The sequence below is a fragment of the Pseudoleptotrichia goodfellowii genome (genome assembly GCF_007990505.1).
GTDB lineage: Bacteria > Fusobacteriota > Fusobacteriia > Fusobacteriales > Leptotrichiaceae > Pseudoleptotrichia > Pseudoleptotrichia goodfellowii.
This window is the reverse complement of record NZ_AP019822.1, coordinates 1,137,773-1,156,771: the sequence shown is the minus strand read 5'-3', so window position 1 is coordinate 1,156,771 and position 18,999 is coordinate 1,137,773. Positions and strand designations below refer to the sequence as shown.

Here is an 18,999-nt window from a genome sequence, read left to right as displayed (position 1 = left end):
ATTTTATTATAGCATATTTTAAACTTCAATCGTAGTCCCAAAATAAAAAACTGATAGAATTTTATTTCTACCAGTTTTCCATGATTAGTAAATTACTCTAAATCCTAATCCTCCTCTTACATTTTTACCTTTTGTGTCATATCCTGCATTCAATGTTACTTCGAATCTTTGGTTCTCTATTCCAAGGTTCAAGTCTGCTTTAAAGTTTCCTCTTCTGTCATCCTTTTCCCCTCTTATATTAAACCAGTCTGCATCTGTATACGCCACTCTTCCTTTATTCTTAACATCTCCTACTTTTCCAAACTCGTTTTCATATCCTAAACCTAATGTAGTAGTAAATGTCGTTCTTACTGCCATCAGTTGTTTATATTTGAATTCGATTCCTACTTCAGGTTTTATAGAGTAATAATCATTTCCTTTTACTTCAAGTCTTACTTCTCCTGTTTTTTCCTTTATTGTATTGAATCTTCCGTATTCAAGTTTTAAACTTCCATATGGTTTTATACTTGTTCTTTCGCTTGTTCTGAATTCTTTAGAAATCTCATTTTTGATTGCTGCTCCATAACTGTTGTAGCTTGATTTCGCATTAAAGATTTCATCTACTATTAAGAACTTTCTATGCATATCGCTTCTTGCTATATAACCTTCTCCCGATATTGTCCAGTTCAAACTTCCGTTATGGTCAAATGCAGTCGACTTAAACACTCCAAGTTTCAACATAGTAGTATTTTCTTTCGATCTTCCTATATCTTTAAACTTGAATGTATCGTTTACTACTCCTGCATACCATCCTGAACTGTTTCCAAGTTTTATTGTTTCATATTCATGAACATAAGCCACTCCGTAAGCATTACTTGTGTAGTCTATTATTCCTGCAGTATCTGTTTTGTATTCGTCTCTCATTCCGAATACTTTTATTTTGTTCGATTGTTTAGACTTATTATCCCATTCTTTTCTTAAATGTGTGAACTCTTTATCCAATGCTTTTCCTGTAGATACCATTCTTTGTTGGACTGTTGCATACTGATGTCCCATCATTTCATCCGTCGCCTGAAATAACAATATTTCTTCATTATTTCCTATTTTATTCAGTTTATTGAACAATGCTTTTTCTCTTGAAGAAAGCTCATTCATATTATATCTTTGTTCCAATCCGTTAAGGAAGTTATACGTATCTGTTACTTCTACAGGTGTTGCTTCTTTTCCTGCCCACTGAGTATAAGGTACTTTCACTAAGTAAGCATTTTTTATAGAATTATTACTTTGATCCTGTGCTATACTTGCCATCCATGTCAATGATCCCGAATAAATATTCCATCTTTCAATTTGAGAATTTGCAAGAATTGCATCATTATAAGGTTTCAGCAATGAAGGATCCACCAATATATATTTACTGTTTGTATGTTCTGCGGCTTCTGTACCGATAATCAAATCAGCATTAGTAACTCCCGAAAGATTATTCATTCCTGCAATAGGTGCTGTCGGAGTTATTGTATCTATATACATTCCGATTGTAGACACTTCAGGTAGTCTTTCTCCCTGTATTTTAGATACTAATTCAGGTTGTACGACTACTCCCGGAGTTGGAGGAGTAACTGTAATTACAGCTGTTTCAGAGCCTGCAGGAGCATCAATTTTAATTCCTCCCATTGATTTCCCCAGATCTTCTTTAGCCTGATATTCATCATCTTTTGCTCCCGGACCTGTAATTATTATATTTTCGTAGTTTTTAATAATTCCGGGATTTTGTCCGCCTTCATCTCTTTTGGAAATAAATCCACGGGCATTTGAAGCATTTATTTGAATAGTACCGTGATTTTCTATTGTTGCTCCGTTTCTTACAACAATTCCCACAATATTTTTCAATCCTGTTCCGTTACTTTGAATAGTTCCGTAGTTATATCCGTAGGCTCCTGTGTCTAAGAACATTCCTATTGTATTACTTTTATTCAAATTAATAGTTCCGTGATTTTCCACTCTGCTCCCTGCATGTGCCCCATACATACCGACACTGTATTCTCCGTTCACATTAATAATTCCGTTATTAACTGCAAAACCTACTGTTTCTCTCGGCACTCTGTTTCTTACAGCAGGGTTTGAACTGTTTAAATTAATTTTATCCTGTGCACTGTGAGCATATCCCGCTGCCATACCTAAAGCATATTTATTGTTTTCTGAATGTCCGTTAGGATCAATATACGAATCTCCCACTTCTATTTTATATCCGTTATGATTTACAGCTTTTGTATGGGAAGTGTTAGCCGTATTGATATCAATACTGCTGTATATTCCTACATTTCCGTATCCTGTTTTAAAATCAATATCTGCATAGTTATTGATTTCTCCTGCTCCGTATAATCCGTAATTTACATTTCCTGTACTTGTTAATTTTGTGTAGTTATTTATATTTCCTGTTGCATCTTTGGAATACATATACACTGTATCGTTTTTAACAGTTTGTGCAGTATTTCTTGAATTTACAGTGTTTCCTGTACCGTCATTTATAATTCCGTAAGAACCGTTTCCTATATCAAGGCTTGTTCCATTCAATTCGATTATGCTTCCGATTCCTTTTGTGTATAATACTGTTGCCTACTGATTTCCTACAGTAATACTTCCGGCTGTCAGATTAACATTTCCGTTTTCACTGTAAATTCCTGTTCCTGAATCTCCGACTTTTATATTTCCTGTGTTATTTATATTACTTTTTCCGTAAATTCCTACTGACTTACCACCAACTGTAATATCTCCGGTATTTGTAATATCATTTATACCTCTTGTATAAAGTCCTACACTTGATTTATTTCCCGGAATCGGATTATTCAAAGTAACAGTTCCGTTATTTACTATATCTGTTCCTTCTATAATGATTCCGTAACCGTTATCGCCTGAAACAGAAGCATTATTAGTTAAAACTCCTCCGTTACTTGCGTATAAACCGACAACTCCGCCTGTAGAATTTACCGCATTAACTAGTTTTACATCAGTTGTATTTGTTCCTCCTGCATTATAAAACAACCCTACTCCTGTTCCTGTAGTAGAACCTGTATATTTTATTTCCACAGTTTTTCCTGAAGGAATAAGAAAACTGTTCTTTAAGAATATTCCTGTTCCGTTATCTTTTACTTCAAAACCGTAATCACTTAACAAAGTAGTAGAAGAATTTTCAGCATATACTCCTATTCCGTTTGTTCCGACTGTAATATCGGAACTTCCTGTTCCGTTTAATTCAACAGTATTTCCTTTTGATAAAATACCTACAGCCTTATCTCCTGTCATAACAATTTTATTATTATTTTTTATTAAACCTTGTCTTGAATTTAACGGATAAGGAACTCCTGAATGAGAAGCAACTTCATTAGTTTCTGCATATATTCCTATAGATTTATCTCCTGCAACATTTATTGTACCGTCATTGATTTTTTTATCAGTTTCGTAAGGTAGCAAAGAATTTTTAGCTGAAGCAAAGGCTGCAAGTCCCGCTCCTTCTGTTGTTATACTTATTTTTCCGTTAGTATTATTATGTAAAGAACTTCCGTTAATTCCGTATGCTCCTATTCCGCTGTCAACTATAATTTCATTTTCATTATTTATTGTTCCGTAAGCAATACTTAGTGCAGGACTTCCTTTAGTCGCAAAGTTTCCTCCTGTTATATTGACAATTCCTTTGTTAATGTATTGATTAGTAGTATTGTCTGTTGCTGTTGCTAAAGAGCCCATTGCAAGCCCCGTTCCATCAATAGAACTTACTGTTCTTCCGTTTAAAATTGTAAACTTCTCATTTGCCAATCCCACGTTATTAAAAGCATCTGTGCTGTTTGAATTTAAGTTTACATCAGTATCCAAATTAAATTCCGAGTTAGTGTAATAAATCTTATATCTATGCCCATTTGTGTTAAAAGCAGCCAACTTCATTTTATCTTTAATATCCGACGAAGTTCCTGAAGTCGAAGTCCAAGTTACCGGAGCATGATGATCATTTATACTGATAACAACATTATCTTTTTTAAGATTTACGGTTACATTGTTCATCCCTTTGTATTTTGCAGTTGCTAAAGGTGTTGCTCCTTCATAATCGGAACTGTTGTTTTATCTTTTTTATTCGGATCCAATGTTTTTATATTCTTCCAAGTTTGAGCAGGATCAGGCTTCATATCATAAACTTCTTCTGTATGAAGGTTTGTCGGCATAGCAACATCTAAAACAGTACCTTTTTGAGAAACCATCATGATACCGTTTTTAGAATATTTTCCAAAATGAATATTTACATCATTTACTTGCAAAGAGTGCACAGGATCCTTATCAAAAACTACTCCTGCCATTTCATCTTTTGCTCCTAAATCTTCACTTGGAACTATCCCAACTCTTTGTCCTGATCTGGCAAATATTCCTATATTATTTTCTACATATTTCTTATCGCCTTTGGAATCTCCTAAAGCAGTTTGCTCTGTCGCATTATTATCAATAGCAAGTTTATTTCCTATAATAGCATTTGCTCTTATTTCTCCTTGATAGATTCCTACTCCTGATTTCTGCCAATTAGCTTTTCTTGTTGCAGGATTTCCGATAGTGCTTGATGAACCTCCGGGTCTCCAACCATGGTTATTCTGTCCTATCATTTGTCTCGGTGCATCATAAGTATTTACAGGATCTAATGTTATTCTGTTATTAAAGAGTAAAATAACATTTTCATCTCCGTAAGATTCAGGTGCCTTAGTCAATTTTATAGAAGGTGTCATTCCTTCTAAAGTTCTGTCTACAATTCTTCCGTCATCTCCCGAAACATCACTTGTACCTTCTCCTATCAGATTTTGATAGTTAGGAGTATATCCTAACCCTGAATAAACAAGATTTCCGGAACCTTCCAGTTTATATGTTCCTTTACTGTCTATATCAAACGACCCTTGTGCTCCATAAGTTGAGTAAACAGAGTTTTTATTTGAAATAATGTTCGCATCAACTGTTCCTTTAAATGCTCCACGCTGTTTAGAGGAACCTGACCAATAGTTATGGGTAGTTATAGTTTCATAAGTTGCCGGATAGATATAGAAAATCGTATTTTCATTAGGTACTGCATTTGCATTTCCTAAATTAACTATATCTGCTGTCGTATTTTCAAATTCCAGCTTACCTGCGTGCCATGTTTCCATTGAAAGGAAAACTGCTCTTCCATATAAATAGCCGTGTATATTATTTAAAGTTCCATCCCATACTGTATGAATACCTATTACCCCATCTTTATTCCAGTTAGTTTTCCCTATTCCTCCGACATTTCCTGCTGCATAGACTCTAAAGTTTTTAACCTGAAAACCATTTTTCTTAACTCCGTTTTCTACATAATTATTTACAGCAGAGTTATTAAAATAGAGAACTGCCAGTGATCTGGGAACGTTTCTATATAAAGTTCCTTCACTGTATCTCCATCCTCTTGTATTTTGATCTATTCCTGATTCATTTACCAATGTTCCGTTTTTTCCTTCATTGTCGTTTGCATCAGGTTTAAAACCTGACCAAAATTGATGGTTATCTCCGTCATTATAGTTAGGTCTTGTATCTTCACCGACATATGAAGGCTTATTATCACCGCTTCCTATATTGTGTTTTGATGTTTCAAATTTTTTCCATGCTCCATAACCGTCAGGATCTATATGTGCCGTCTTACCGTAACTGTTTACCATTCCACGATCAAATAAAAAATCTGCAAATGGTTTTGTATTTGGTTCCGGTAAATCAAGAGCAAAATCAGGTGTTGCAGGCTCAGGTACATTTAATGAAGGCGGATCCATATCAGGAATATTTAAAGGATCTAAACTTGGTGTTGCTATGCTAACTGTCGGTGCAGGTACCGGATCCAGTTCAACAGATTTCGGTCTGATAGATGCATCTACTTTCAATTCAAGTATCGGCTCCTGAGCTTGTGTTGTACTCCTTATTCCGTATCCCGAGTTCAGTCCCTTTCTTGCACTTGAAGATGCCGAATAAGGATTGTTGATTGCGGCAACTTTTTATAATTAACACTTAAAGGTGAAACTGCTCTTTCAAAAAGGTTATTGCTTCTTGCAAATACACCTTCATAGGGATATTTTTCAGCTTTATCCCCTCTTCCCTTATATGTTCCTCTCGAACTGTTATAAAAATAATTCATTCCATATTGCCAGCTGCTCCATGGAGATTTTACTACGTGATCTCCCTGTTCCATTAACTGAATCAATTCTAAATTTGAATTTCTCAGTAATCTGTTATTTTCTCTTTTTGCCTTTTTAAATGCTATATGCAAGTCATTTATTGACGTATTTAATTCTTTTTTTGTCTGATTTATCACATTTTCCGTGTTCTTAACTTCAGGCGATGTCAATGTATCCGAAAAAGATAACGTCCCTACCAAAAGAAATGTTAATAACAAACTTTTAGTATATTTGATATTTTTACATCTTTTGGCAAATGTTCTTAAAGTTTTTTCAATTTTTTTCAAATTATTTTTCATCTTTTTTGTATTTCCTTTCTATAATCCATCATTTAAAATTAAGCCATTAAAATAAAATATAACTCCTTTTTTAAGCAGTCCCGAATTTATATTTTTTATTTATCTTTGTAATTTTATCATATTTAACATTTAATATAAAGCCCTATTTTATGAATACAAAACAAAAAACTAATGTTTTTAAAATGTTATTTTTCAATAATATAAAGATTTTTAGAATTAGATATACAAAAATGATAACTAATTATTTTCACATACAAAATATATATTTTTAAAAGTGAAAAATGGAAATTTAAAAAGAACCGCCGAAACAGAAAACATCTCTGTTAAAAGCAGTCCTTTTGTTATTAAACTATTTAAAAGAATCAAATATATTAGTGTCTTTACTGTGCAACACTTTTACTTCATAAGGTTTTACAATCAGATTTATTTTTTTATCCGAAATCGAATATTTTTCTCTTGTATTCAGCTGATTAGTGTAAAAACCGAACAACTTAGGTACAAATAAACTCAAAGGATAAGAGTCTCCGCTATTATTTACAACTACTATTATCGAATCTTTTTTATTCGAGATTTCATAGGTTATAAAGTCCACATTAGGAGTTTGAGGATTAATATCTTTTCCCTGATAAGTTTTTGCCTTCCTTTTTTCTTCACTCAAATATCTGCTTATTTCAGCATCTATTCTGCCTTTTGTTTTAGGATCATTATACACTTCCAAAACTTTGAATTTACCGTTTTTAAACAGCTCTTTATAATCTTTTCTTATTTTAAGCAGATTTCTGTAATGATTTTCAATCTCCGTATTTATAGTTACAGGATAAGAAATCGTCTTATTTACTTCGTTTATCTGTACATTCTCAGGTAATGTTCTTAGTCGTGTTTTGTACTTATTAATGTCATCTGTCTCATTCTCATAAGGCATATAATCTTCCCATAACATAGGTTTTCTATTTCTCGGTGAATCGGCTCCCCACATACCTTTTTCATCTCCGTAGTAAATAACAGGCGACGCAGGCAGCATCATCTGAACAGATATTATTTCTTTAAATTTATTTACTGCATTTCCGTCATACAAATCAGGTCTTATGTTCAAATATCCCTGATTTGACTGGTTATTTCTGTCAAAAACTCTGTTAGGATTAATTACTCCGCTGTATATTCTGTCTGTATCCAGAGAGTCTGCAAAAATTTGCGTTGCATTAAATCTCTCACTGGAATATTTATTATATATTTCGTTGAGTTTTGTAGCAAATTCCACACTTCCTATTTTATAATTGGAATTGGTATTTATCATATATTTTGTTAAATCATTTATAATATTATAGTCGGCACCGCTGTCATAAACTCCCGCAGTTATGTCCTCACCGAATTTATTGGTAAATTCTCCTGAAATTAGTAAATCCTGCTTATACTTTTTCAATGATTCGGTTATATTAATCAAATATTTCTTATTTTTGTTGTCATAATACACATATCTTATTCCGTCAATTCCGTCATCATCGGAATAATTTTTAAAAGTCCCGTCAGGACCTAAAACCCACTTTTTCATCGAATTTTCTATATAATCTCTCACATTTTTATTGGAAAGATCTAGTCTTAAATCACTTTCATCAAGATACCAGTCTTTGTATCTCGAATCCATTCTTGCGAAAAATCTGTTGGAAGTAATATCCGGAGCTACTTCGAGTACGACTTTAAATCCTTTTTTATGAGCTTCTTTTACCAAACTTGCCAACTCCAAATCCGAATCAGTCCACACCCACGTACTCGGGTCCGTCATATTTTCATCCAGTAAATCTTTTCCCGTTTTGCTGTTATATATAAGGAGATTCAGCTCTTTATCGCCGTTTTTATTGTGAACTTTCCCTTTAATGTCCAGTCCTTTATTAGTTCCTGTCTGCTCCAAATGTCCAAAATACGGATCTACGTGATTAAAATATATCGTGTCGTATTTATGGTTGGATAAAGAATAAAAAGGCGACGAAAGAATCAAATATTCCACTCCCAATTCTTTCAAATAATCAAGTTTGTCTTTTATTCCCTGTAAATCTCCTCCATAATATCTGGAATAGTTTTTTACCTCATTTAACGCATTTTCTTCCCACACATTTTTCGTCTCATAATTTCCATTCCAGTCATTTACGGTAAATTCGGTATTATAGGCTCCTGTTCCCCACTGTGCGGCTACAAGGTCCTTTTTTTGAGTTCCCGAACGTATCTGCCCTGTCGGAGCTATAAAATCATCTGTACCAAACTCATTAAATATAGGATCGTTGTCAGGATTACCGTTTCTGAAAGAATCTATATATATCTGGTATCCTACGGAACTCTTGGACCAGTCGGGTACATTAGTCAGACTGTCGGACTTTTCATAATGAAATTTATACACGGCATTTTGGGAAGTAACCATGTTTTTTCCGTAAAAATATTTAACTTTATTATCGACAAGCCTGAAATAATAATCCGTACTGTTATTCGGAATTTCTCCTGTAAATATTTCTTTTCCGCCGTAATTTCCTATACTTCTCATCATTACGGTTTTTCCTCCGTAGATAATCTCCGCCGAATAAACATCATTATTTTTAGTTTCCAGTATTATTCTGACATTTTTCTCTTCTTCTACTCTGTATTCAGGACTTTCTTCATGATAAACCGATTCAGTGTCTATATAATTATCATCTCTTTGACTGTATTTTGTCAAATTTTCATTGGCAGTATTTCCTGCAGAATATAAAACTGCCGCATTTGTTAATATAAGTAACAATATTATTTTTTTCATTTTAGATAATATCATATTTCTCCCTTATTTATTTTGATTTCTCTTGCAGCTGCAAGGCAAAAAACCGTAATTTCCGTCTTAGACTTATTTGTAATTTCCGCATCTTCCTTAACTGTTTCCAAAATACTCTTTTTTATTTCTCTTAATGTAGCTCCTGTTGTTATTATATCGTCAATTATAAGTATCTTTTTATTTTTAAAATTGGTATTTTTTCCTATATAAAAGCTTCCTTTAATATTTTGTTCTCTCAGCTTTTCATCAAGCAATTTATGCATTTTTTGGGTGTTTTTCACACGTTTCAGCTGAATATAATTGATGTTGAGATATTTAAGAATCTCATCGACCTGATTATATCCTCTTTCATTCATCCTTTTTCTGTTTACAGGAACACTTACAACATAGTCTATTTTTTCTTTCTTTAAAACAAACTCAAATTCTGCTTTTATCATTTCGGCAATTAATTTTGCCAAACTCTTTTTCCTATGATATTTATACGAAAAAATCAACTTTTTAAACTGCTCGTTATAATCCCAAATATAATATATATTATTTAATTTTCTCAATTTTTTCAAATTTAAAAGCTCGTTTTCAGTTTTATCCGACACAATCCCATACCCGACTAACTCCTCCCCCGAAATTATATCTCTATTTTTAAATAAAAGACCTTTAAAATTGAAAATGCATTTATATAAATATGATTTTAAATCAGTAATTTTTAATCGGTTTTTTAACCTTTTCAATTACTTTAGCCGAGTATGTTTCAGTATAACCGCAATTCTGACATATTTTCAAATAAAATGTATCAAGTGTGATTTTTGCTTCTCCGAGTTTTTTCACAGGTAAAACAGTTGTTTTTATTTCACAACTTGTCGACCCGCATTTCAGGCATTTATCGTTGTTTTTCATCTTTATCACCTCAAAACGCATTTTTTATCCAGTTAATATCATTTTTCAGTTTATTCCCTATAATTCCTATAACATCATATCTGACACCGTTTTTCCATTTATTTTTGGAAATATATATCTGTGATGACTGTATTATTTTTTCCTGTTTTCTTTTATCGACTGCTTCTACAGCTTCCCCGTAAATATTGTTCTTTCGGTATTTCACTTCTACAAATACCAAAGTTTCCGAAGACTTTTCCAAAAAAATCAGATCAATTTCTCCGTATTTGGTATAATAGTTGCTTTCAACAAATAAAAGATTTCTCTCTTCCAAATAATTTTTAGCAATTTCCTCATACTCAAACCCTACTTCCCTTTTACTTTTTCTCAAATAACCTCAACCTCCCGTTTTTATTTTTTATTTTCTTTTTCCCCCAATATTTTACTTAAAAAAGATTTTCTGTGATATTTACAAGGACCTTTCTCAAGTAATATTTCTCTATGTAATTTTGTTGCATACCCTTTATGCTTATCAAATCCGTATTCAGGAAATTCTTCGGACATGTCTTTCATCATTTTATCTCTTGTTACTTTTGCTATGATAGATGCCGCTGCAATGGACAAAGACTTGGAATCACCTTTAATTACAGCTTCCTGCTCTCCTTCATATTTACGAATCTTATGATTTCCATCCACAAGCACTATATCAAAATCCGATTTTTCCTTTATTTCATTTATTGCTCTTCTCATTGCCGAAAAAGTTGCATTAAGTATATTTATATCATCTATTTCTTTTTCATCGGCAATTCCCGTTCCTACAATACATTTTTCTTTTATAATCTCAAACAGCTGTTCTCTCTTCTTTTCACTCAATTTTTTTGAATCGTTTATTTCATCCAGTTCTTCAAAATACTGAATTATAATTACCGCCGCAGCTACTACGGGTCCTGCCAGAGGACCTCTTCCCGCTTCATCTACCCCTACTATTATTTTGTTATAACTATTATCAAATTCTGCTAAACTGCCCATCCTACTCCTCTAAACTGCTCAAATCGACTTCGAGCTTTGTATTCTTCAACGCATTTTTAAAGTCTTCGGGTATTTCTCCGATAAATTTCATCGGCTTTTCTGTAACAGGATGTAAAAACTCAAGTTTATAAGCATGAAGCATCTGTCTTTTTTCGCTGTCTTTTCTCCCGTAAACCTGATCGCCCAATATCGGATATCCCAAATATTTCATATGAACCCTTATCTGATGTGTTCTACCTGTTTCTATATAAACTTTGACAAGAGTAAACAATTCATTTGACAAAATCACATTATAGTTTGTAATTGCTTTTTTTCCTTTGTCATTTTCTTTCAAAACGGACATTTTTTTTCTGTCATCGGCATCACGTCCTATTTGAGTTTCCAATCTTCCGCTTTCCCGATTCAATTTACCTTTCAATATTGCAAGATAAGTTTTCTTTACTTCCTTTTTCTGAAACATTTCTGCCAGTTTTATATGAGCCTTATCATTTTTAGCTACTACTATAAGTCCACTCGTATCCTTATCCAGTCTATGAACTATTCCCGGTCTTATTTCTCCGTTAATTCCCGATAAATCTTTTATATGATACAAAATCGCATTTACAAGTGTTCGGGAATAATTTCCGTGAGCAGGATGTACTACCATTCCCGCTTTTTTATTTATAACGGCTATATCTTTATCTTCATAAATTATATTTATATCTATATTTTCAGCTATTATTTCCACTTTTTCCGCTTCAGGTATTATGATTTCTATCTTATCGTTTTCCTCAACTTTATATGAAGACTTTACACTTTTATTATTTACCGATACATTTCCGTCTTTTATCAGCTGTTGTATTCTGCTCCTCGTCAAATCCGTCTTTTCCGACAAAAAGCTGTCCACTCTTTTATTTGTTTCCTCCGTAGAAACTGTTACTGATATTTTTTCTTCGCTCATTGCCTTTTCTTCATTTTGTTCGGAAAAATCATCAGAAAAATCTTCAACAATTTCTATTTCTGTATTTTTTCTGTCCGAAATTTTTTCTTTTTTTCTTCCCATTTCCCCTTTTTTTAGCCTCCGTTTCTTTTAAAAAACTCAACTTGCATCATCACATTTCTGAAAAATTTTCATTTTTCTTGAACAGTTCTTTTTATGATGATTTCTGATTAAAATACTCAGTTCTTTATCAATATTTTTCATTTTTTCAGAACCTTTTTCGGCATGATTTCTCAATCCTGTTTTTATTCCGATTTTATGAAATATCCTTGTTATAAATAACACTTTCCCTTTACCGCAGTCGTGGAGTAACGCCAGTTTTAAATATAGTCTGTCATCTTTCAATCCTGTATTCTTAAGTTTTTTATATACTTCCAGCGAATGAAATTTATCGTATTTACTCATATTTTGAAAAATTTTACGCTCCTGAACAGTCAAATATTCCATAGCTTCTTCCGACAACTCTTTATTTATTTTAGGGAAAAAATACTCTTTCCCCTTTTTCACTAAATAATTTATCATTATTTTATACTTTCCTTTAATAAGTCCTCATAAATCATTTCTAATAATTATACCCTATAATTATACCCTATTTTCCTTAGATTTACATAATATCTGAATTTTTTTCTTTAATAACAATATTTCCTATAAATTTTCTCATTTTTTTTATATTTTTCCCATTTTTTCCGATTATTTCACTTTTATTTTTTTTACTCACATAAAACACATAAAAATATTCATTTTTCTCAATATTCTCTATTTTCTCCGAAATATTTCCTAATTCCGACAAAAATTCCTTACTATTCATCAACATATTTTTATCAACTTCTTTAAAAATGAGTTTTTTCAGTTCTTCGGACATTTCAACTTTTTCCAAAGTCAAATATTCTCCCGGCAAAGACTTCATTTTATTATTTAAAATAAAATTACTCATTATTCTCACCTGTTGAGGTAAAAATCCGTCTCCTTCAAAATATAACTTCCCGTTTTCAAATCTGACAAAAACTTCTCTAATATGATTTTTCAGTTTTTCTCCTTTTTTTGAAGTATATTTTTTAAAATTCTTTTTTCCTGACAATTTTTCACAGTTTGATTTAATTTTCTCCTCATCATTTTCTATAAGATTTTGAGGATATTCATAAATATAAAAGCGTTTGCTTACCATTTGAGGAAATTCGAGAAAAGGCACTGTTCTGACAATTTTTCTTATTTTCAGTCCATCAATTTCTTTATGAAAATTTTCTATATATTTTTTAGAATTTATATATAAAATATTTTCTTTTGCACTTACATCTTTATCAGTTCTTCCCGCCTGCTGAATACCCTTGAATATCTTTAGACCGTTCATCTCAAGTAATTTTCTAAACTCTGATTTTAGACTTTTTCCTTCAGGATTTTCATCAAAAGAATCAAATTTTTTTCCGTCATACTCCACAAAAAACAGATATCCGAAATAATTTGTATTTTCAAAGCCTCTTATTAATTTATCAACTTCATTCATTTAGTAAGTTCTCCCACAATATTTGTTACAAGTCTTTCTTTTATTTTCTCTCTATCGTCATACTTTCCTAACAGGCACATAAATTTTGTAATTGCCGCTTCAGGTGTCATATCATAGCCGTTCACAACACCAAGTTGAGTAAGTACAGCATTTGATTCGTATAAACCCATTTCCACACTTCCCACAGTACATTGAGTTATATTCAATATTATTACTCCGGAATTTATTATGTACCTTATTGTTTCCAAAAATTCTTCATTTTGAGGAGTATTCCCGCTTCCATAAGTTCTCAAAACGAGTCCTTTTATATTGCTATTATCTTCAAATATTTTCTTTAAAATTTGAGGATTAAAGCCCGGAAAAACATCCATCATTAAAACATCCGTACTTATTTGATAATCTACATAAAACTGTCTATCCGATTGAGGCAAAAGCCTTTCTTCATAAACTTTTATCTTAGAACCTGCCTGTCCCAAAGGCAGATAATTCGGTGAAGAAAATCCGAAATAATTTGTAGAATCAAGTTTTCTCGAGCGATTTCCTCTAAAAAGATGATCTCTGAAAAATATACACACTTCGGGAACTACCGGCAGACATTCTTCGCCATTTTTAAACTCAGGATTGTCAGCCTGTTTTTCAATTATTTCGATAGAAGTCAGCAGATTTTGGAGCCCGTCACTTCTCATTTCCCGAATAGGTCTTTGAGCTCCTGTCAATATTACTGTTTTATTAAGATTTTTCAACATAAAAGACAGTACACTTGCAGTGTATGACATAGTATCCGTTCCATGTAATATTACAAATCCTTTATATGCTGCATAATTTTCCTCGATTATTTTCCCAATTTCGAGCCATATCTTATAATCCATATCCGATGAATCAATAATTTTGCTTGTCTGTGCATAATCTATATTCAAACTCTCCAGAAATTGATAATTCTGTATGACTTCTTTCCATGACTTTGAAGGTTTTAAAACACTTTTATTGTCATTTCCGTCTGAATGAACCATACTTATCGTTCCGCCTGTATTTATTATCAAAATTTTTCCACTATTTTCAGACTTCATAATTTATCTCCATTCAGTTATTTCTTTACAAAAAAACATCTCAAAATAGAAATGTCTCAAAATATTTATTAATGCCTGTTTCTCAAATCAAAAAATACTGAAAAAAGAAACAGCATGAGAAAAAACAATCGTTATAACATCTTTCATCAGGATTTATCCTTTAATTTTAGCGATTAATTCATCTACACTTGAAACTTTTATATTTTCAGGGATATTTTTTTCTTTTTTATTTTCTCCAAAGCCCCAATTACAGTAAACTATATCTGTTCCTGAGTTTTCTGCAGTTTTAACATCCACTTCCATATCGCCTACATAAAGTATTCTATTTTTAGGTATTCCAAGTTCTTTCGAGATCTTATCTACACCGTATGAATCAGGCTTTCTCGGATGATTTTTATCATCAGACCCTATTATATCTGCATAACTCCATTTTTCCAAATGACTTTTCACGGTAGCTGTTGCCAATTCCTGATCTTTATTGGTAACAATACCTTTTTTAATATTATTTTTTTCAAGAAAATTCATAAGTTTGTCAATTTCAGGATATAAAAATACATTGTAATCAAAATATTTTTTATAATATTTTCTTACAACTTCTTTTGCTTTTTCTTTATTAAGCTCTTCAGGATTATATTTTTCCAGTTCAAAAACTCTATCTATAATTCCTGCTACTCCATGACCGATTAAGTTATAGCAATATTCCACAGAATAAGTTTTCAAACCTAATTCTTCCATTGCACAATTAACAGATTTTGAAATGGCTTCAACAGTATTTACAAGTGTTCCGTCCAAATCAAACAACACTAAATCATATTTCATAATTATTTCCTCTTTTTATTTTTTATTAAGCCTGATCAGGGATTATATTTCCTTCTTCATCTATGGGATTTCCATCGTCATCTACTCTTATGACTTTTATACTGTCCAGATGCCCTCTCACGCTTTCTTTAAATTTATCAATATACATTCTTCTGTATTTTTCTCTTTCTTTTGCTTCTTCTTCAGTTAGTTCTCTTTCCTTGGCTATTTTTGAAAATTCATTTATTTTTTTTACTATATCTTCCATCCCGGTTCCTCCGTTTCTTTTCTTCCATATTTATTATCTTTAACTGAATTTATATTAACTATATATTATATATACTGGATTTATTTGCTAAATTATTGTATCATATATTCCGTAACATTACAATAACAAGAAACAGGAGGGCGATATGTTTTGTACTTTAATCTGTTGTATGGATGGCAGATTTATTCATATAATAAATAACTATATAAGAAATAATTACAGATATGACTATGTTGACACTATAACCGATGCAGGACCTGTAAATAAAATAGTTTATGAAGACTATTTACAGGCGGTTGAAGATAAAATTGTACTGATCTCCATTAATAAACATAAATCCGATCATATTTTCGTGGCGGGACACAGTGATTGTGCAGGTTGTCCTATTGACGACGAAACACAAAAAGGATATATAATTCAGTCAGTCAAAATGATACATGAACATCTTCCTGATATTGCGGTTACAGGATTATTTGTCGAAGAGTCGGGAGATATGGAAGTGTTGATTGATTTCTTATAATCTTTATCAAAAATAGAAAGGCATTAATTTTAAAAAACGTAAATAAAATATTTTAGGAGACGGCTTATAATAACAAAATTAAGTTTTTGATATTTGTTTAAAGCGATCCCTTATTATTTTTTTAATTTTCAAAAGAAGTATTTTTTACTTTCCACTGTTCCAATTTTATATGTAACCATAAACCGTATATTCCAAGGGTTATTACAGTCAGCAAAAACCATTTTATCCAATTCCCGAACAATCCTATTGCAGTTCCGTTGAATTTAAGCCTTCTTCCTTCAATAACCGTATGATTTATTTTCCATCCGTACACTAAACAAAGTGCCCAGGGATAACAAATTCCAAAAGTAATTGAAGTAATTATTGCTCCTAATATAATAACTCCTATAAAAGTCAATAGTTCTCCATCAAAATAACTTTCGTTTCCCATATCTGTCTCCTTTATAATATTTTATCTAATCAATTACTCTATAATCCAATTTTGTTATTTCCTTTATTTTTTCAATAATTTCTATATTTTCTTTATCTATGACATTTTTATTCGTATAAACGATTTCTCTGAAATTCAAATCGGATTTTCTCAATAAATCTACTGTCAATAAAACCTGATTCAATACACCTTTTTTATTTTGTGAAACAAGAATTATTTCTGAATTTTTTCTGTATTCACACATAAAATCCAGTACATTGTAATTTCCTTCGATAGGAAGCAACAAACCTCTGACAATTCTTACAAAAACAAAGTCATTTCTCATCAGTTCCTTTTCTATTTCTTCTCTTAACTCGGATAATTTATTTTCATTATTTTCATACTTTTCAATTCCCGACGTTATTACTACCGTTTTTGTTTTTTTATCTTTCAGTATATTTTTCGAGTACAGTTTTTCGACTGACTTTTTCCCGACACCTATGTCAGTTCCTACCATAAAGTAGATTTTTCCCATTTTATTTTCTCTGTATTTTACAATGTGATGTCTTCGGCATCTGGCCTCATAATTTTCCGAAGCCCCGACCATTACAAGCGGATCGTCATAATATGCAGGCTCTCCGTCAATAAGTCTTTGACTGGCATAAGCAGGCTTACCGCAAACAGTACATATTGCATGAAGCTTATCTACCTGATCTGCAATCCCCATTAATTCAGGCATAGGATGATAAGGTTCTGCTCTAAAACTCATGTCCAACCCTGCTACAATAACTCTTTTCCCGTATTCTACGTATTTTTTACAAAAATCCACTACGCTTTGTCCGAAAAACTGTACTTCATCTATTCCTATCACTTCGGCATCATTATTTTTAACCATTATTTCTTCCATTTGTTCTGTTGAACTTGCGGGATAGGCTTCCAAACTGTCATTCCCGTGAGAGAAAATACCTTTTTCTCCGTATCTGTTATCAATAGCATGTTTAAAAACTATTACTTTCTGTTTTGCATATTTTGCCCGACGCAATCTTCTTATTAATTCTTCACTTTTTCCCGAAAACATACTTCCTGTAACTACTTCCAAAGTACCTATATTGCTTTTCAAATGAAATTCCATTGTTAAAATTCTCCCTATTCAAATTTATCGTTTAAGTATTCTAACATATTTTTTCGATTTATTTTACAATCATAACTATTATATATAATTCTTTGTTTTAAACAGTTTCTTCGTCAAAAATCTCTGCACCCTTTAAGTTTATTCTTTTCTTTTCTATTGTCCATTTATCCGAAAATTTTTCCAATTCTTTTTCCATATTTTCCAGAAACTCGTCATTATCATAATTAAGCGAAATAAGTGTAGGTCCTGCACCGCTTATGTATTCTCCCAATGCTCCGTATTTTTCCGAAGCTTCAAATATTTTTTCGGAATTATTTATCAACGCAAATCTGTACGGCTGATGAAGTTTATCTCCCAATAAAAATCTCAAGTTTTCATATTCTCCTTTATTAAAAGCATTCACCAGTAATCCCAGTTTCGACATATTATTTATCGCATCAGAAACTAAATAGGATTTCGGCAAGACACTTCTGGCTTTCTCTGTAGACAACTGAAAATCAGGTATCATAACATAAAAATACAAATCATCGGAATTAAGTAAAGTGCTGTAAATAACTTTTTCTTTGTCATGGGCTGCCAAAACCATACCTCCGAATATTGCAGGTACTACATTATCGGGATGCCCTTCCATATCCACAGCCAATTTTGCGATTTTATTAATATCCAAAGGACTTCCCGCAAATTTATTCGCTATCATAATTCCTGCAACAATAGCACTTGAACTGCTCCCCAATCCCCTTGCAATAGGAATTTCATTTTTTATAATATTTACTTTGTAACTTGGAATATTTTTCACCAAATGTTTTTCGGTATATTTTATCGCTTCAAAAATCAGATTTTCTTCGATCGGTATTGAAAAAGGAGCTCCGTTTTCCAAAAATTCGATTTTATCACTTTCTTCCACTTCAAGCTCCAATAAATAATCAAGAGCCACTCCTAAACAATCATAACCTACTCCTATATTTGCCGATGTTCCCGGCACTCTTACTTTAAATTTTAAACCCATTTTTCCAACCTTTCTTTTAAAAATATATTTTTTATATGAATATTAATTATTTTATATTTTGTATATAATATCACATTACCTCTTATAATTCAACCACTTCACTATTTTTAGTAAATGTATTGTATTTACAATTATTTTTCTA

General features: G+C 31.9%; 19 protein-coding genes. 1 reads left to right on the top strand and 18 read right to left on the bottom strand.

Translation table 11 applies throughout. The features are described 5' to 3' along the window. Positions 1-84: 84 nt before the first annotated feature. From FVE72_RS05795 to FVE72_RS05730, 15 genes are all read right to left on the bottom strand, one after another. Positions 85-2,550, bottom strand: coding sequence for an autotransporter outer membrane beta-barrel domain-containing protein (locus tag FVE72_RS05795; protein WP_026737617.1), 2,466 nt, complete (start codon positions 2,548-2,550; stop codon positions 85-87). Between the two features lie 42 nt (positions 2,551-2,592). After that, positions 2,593-4,032: a hypothetical protein gene (locus tag FVE72_RS05790; RefSeq protein ID WP_026737616.1), complete on the bottom strand. Its 1,440-nt coding sequence runs from the start codon at positions 4,030-4,032 to the stop codon at positions 2,593-2,595. A 20-nt stretch (positions 4,033-4,052) separates the two neighbouring features. Beyond that, the gene (locus tag FVE72_RS05785; protein WP_026737615.1) at positions 4,053-5,894 is read right to left on the bottom strand and encodes a hypothetical protein; all 1,842 of its coding nucleotides are present in this window, start codon (positions 5,892-5,894) and stop codon (positions 4,053-4,055) included. A gap of 53 nt (positions 5,895-5,947) precedes the next feature. After that, positions 5,948-6,484, bottom strand: a complete 537-nt coding sequence (locus FVE72_RS11455; RefSeq protein WP_026737614.1) for an autotransporter-associated N-terminal domain-containing protein — start codon at positions 6,482-6,484, stop codon at positions 5,948-5,950. 349 nt (positions 6,485-6,833) lie between these two features. Next, positions 6,834-9,263, bottom strand: coding sequence for an alpha-amylase family glycosyl hydrolase (locus FVE72_RS05780; RefSeq protein ID WP_232049422.1), 2,430 nt, complete (start codon positions 9,261-9,263; stop codon positions 6,834-6,836). An 11-nt stretch (positions 9,264-9,274) separates the two neighbouring features. Further along, complete coding sequence (locus FVE72_RS05775; protein WP_081724183.1) at positions 9,275-9,868, bottom strand: ComF family protein; 594 nt, start codon at positions 9,866-9,868, stop codon at positions 9,275-9,277. Positions 9,869-9,968: 100 nt separating this feature from the next. Beyond that, entirely contained in the window at positions 9,969-10,169 is a 201-nt protein-coding gene (locus FVE72_RS05770; RefSeq protein WP_006807293.1) for a zinc ribbon domain-containing protein, read from the bottom strand. 10 nt (positions 10,170-10,179) lie between these two features. Then, the gene (locus tag FVE72_RS05765) at positions 10,180-10,539 is read right to left on the bottom strand and encodes a YraN family protein (RefSeq protein WP_026737611.1); all 360 of its coding nucleotides are present in this window, start codon (positions 10,537-10,539) and stop codon (positions 10,180-10,182) included. A 20-nt stretch (positions 10,540-10,559) separates the two neighbouring features. After that, positions 10,560-11,177 (bottom strand): ribonuclease HII, encoded by a 618-nt coding sequence (locus FVE72_RS05760; RefSeq protein ID WP_051411756.1) that lies wholly within the window; start codon positions 11,175-11,177, stop codon positions 10,560-10,562. Position 11,178: 1 nt separating this feature from the next. Beyond that, positions 11,179-12,219, bottom strand: coding sequence for an RluA family pseudouridine synthase (locus FVE72_RS05755; RefSeq protein ID WP_146966440.1), 1,041 nt, complete (start codon positions 12,217-12,219; stop codon positions 11,179-11,181). A gap of 36 nt (positions 12,220-12,255) precedes the next feature. After that, complete coding sequence (locus FVE72_RS05750; protein ID WP_006807291.1) at positions 12,256-12,678, bottom strand: HD domain-containing protein; 423 nt, start codon at positions 12,676-12,678, stop codon at positions 12,256-12,258. An 82-nt stretch (positions 12,679-12,760) separates the two neighbouring features. Further along, positions 12,761-13,657 (bottom strand): pseudouridine synthase family protein, encoded by an 897-nt coding sequence (locus FVE72_RS05745; RefSeq protein WP_026737609.1) that lies wholly within the window; start codon positions 13,655-13,657, stop codon positions 12,761-12,763. Next, positions 13,654-14,724 carry an asparaginase gene (locus FVE72_RS05740; RefSeq protein ID WP_026737608.1) on the bottom strand — a complete coding sequence of 357 codons (1,071 nt, stop codon included), beginning with the start codon at positions 14,722-14,724 and terminating at the stop codon, positions 13,654-13,656. The genes FVE72_RS05745 and FVE72_RS05740 overlap by 4 nt, the downstream gene beginning before the upstream one ends. 153 nt (positions 14,725-14,877) lie before the next feature. Further along, a complete protein-coding gene (locus FVE72_RS05735; RefSeq protein WP_146966438.1) occupies positions 14,878-15,543 on the bottom strand; it encodes an HAD family hydrolase in 666 nt (221 codons plus the stop codon). Positions 15,544-15,568: 25 nt separating this feature from the next. Continuing rightward, entirely contained in the window at positions 15,569-15,790 is a 222-nt protein-coding gene (locus FVE72_RS05730; protein WP_006806996.1) for a DUF896 domain-containing protein, read from the bottom strand. A gap of 145 nt (positions 15,791-15,935) precedes the next feature. Between FVE72_RS05730 and FVE72_RS05725 the strand changes: the two genes are divergently transcribed. Then, positions 15,936-16,310: a carbonic anhydrase gene (locus tag FVE72_RS05725; RefSeq protein ID WP_026737607.1), complete on the top strand. Its 375-nt coding sequence runs from the start codon at positions 15,936-15,938 to the stop codon at positions 16,308-16,310. Between the two features lie 121 nt (positions 16,311-16,431). On the opposite strand, the gene FVE72_RS05720 is transcribed toward FVE72_RS05725, so the two are convergent. The 3 genes from FVE72_RS05720 to thrB all read right to left on the bottom strand — a co-directional run bounded on the left by FVE72_RS05720 (position 16,432) and on the right by thrB (position 18,857). Continuing rightward, entirely contained in the window at positions 16,432-16,740 is a 309-nt protein-coding gene (locus tag FVE72_RS05720; protein ID WP_026737606.1) for a DUF898 family protein, read from the bottom strand. Between the two features lie 25 nt (positions 16,741-16,765). Then, positions 16,766-17,851 (bottom strand): thymidine kinase, encoded by a 1,086-nt coding sequence (locus FVE72_RS11565; RefSeq protein ID WP_026737605.1) that lies wholly within the window; start codon positions 17,849-17,851, stop codon positions 16,766-16,768. A 97-nt stretch (positions 17,852-17,948) separates the two neighbouring features. Beyond that, positions 17,949-18,857: a homoserine kinase gene (gene thrB / locus FVE72_RS05710; protein WP_026737604.1), complete on the bottom strand. Its 909-nt coding sequence runs from the start codon at positions 18,855-18,857 to the stop codon at positions 17,949-17,951. Positions 18,858-18,999 lie beyond the last annotated feature (142 nt).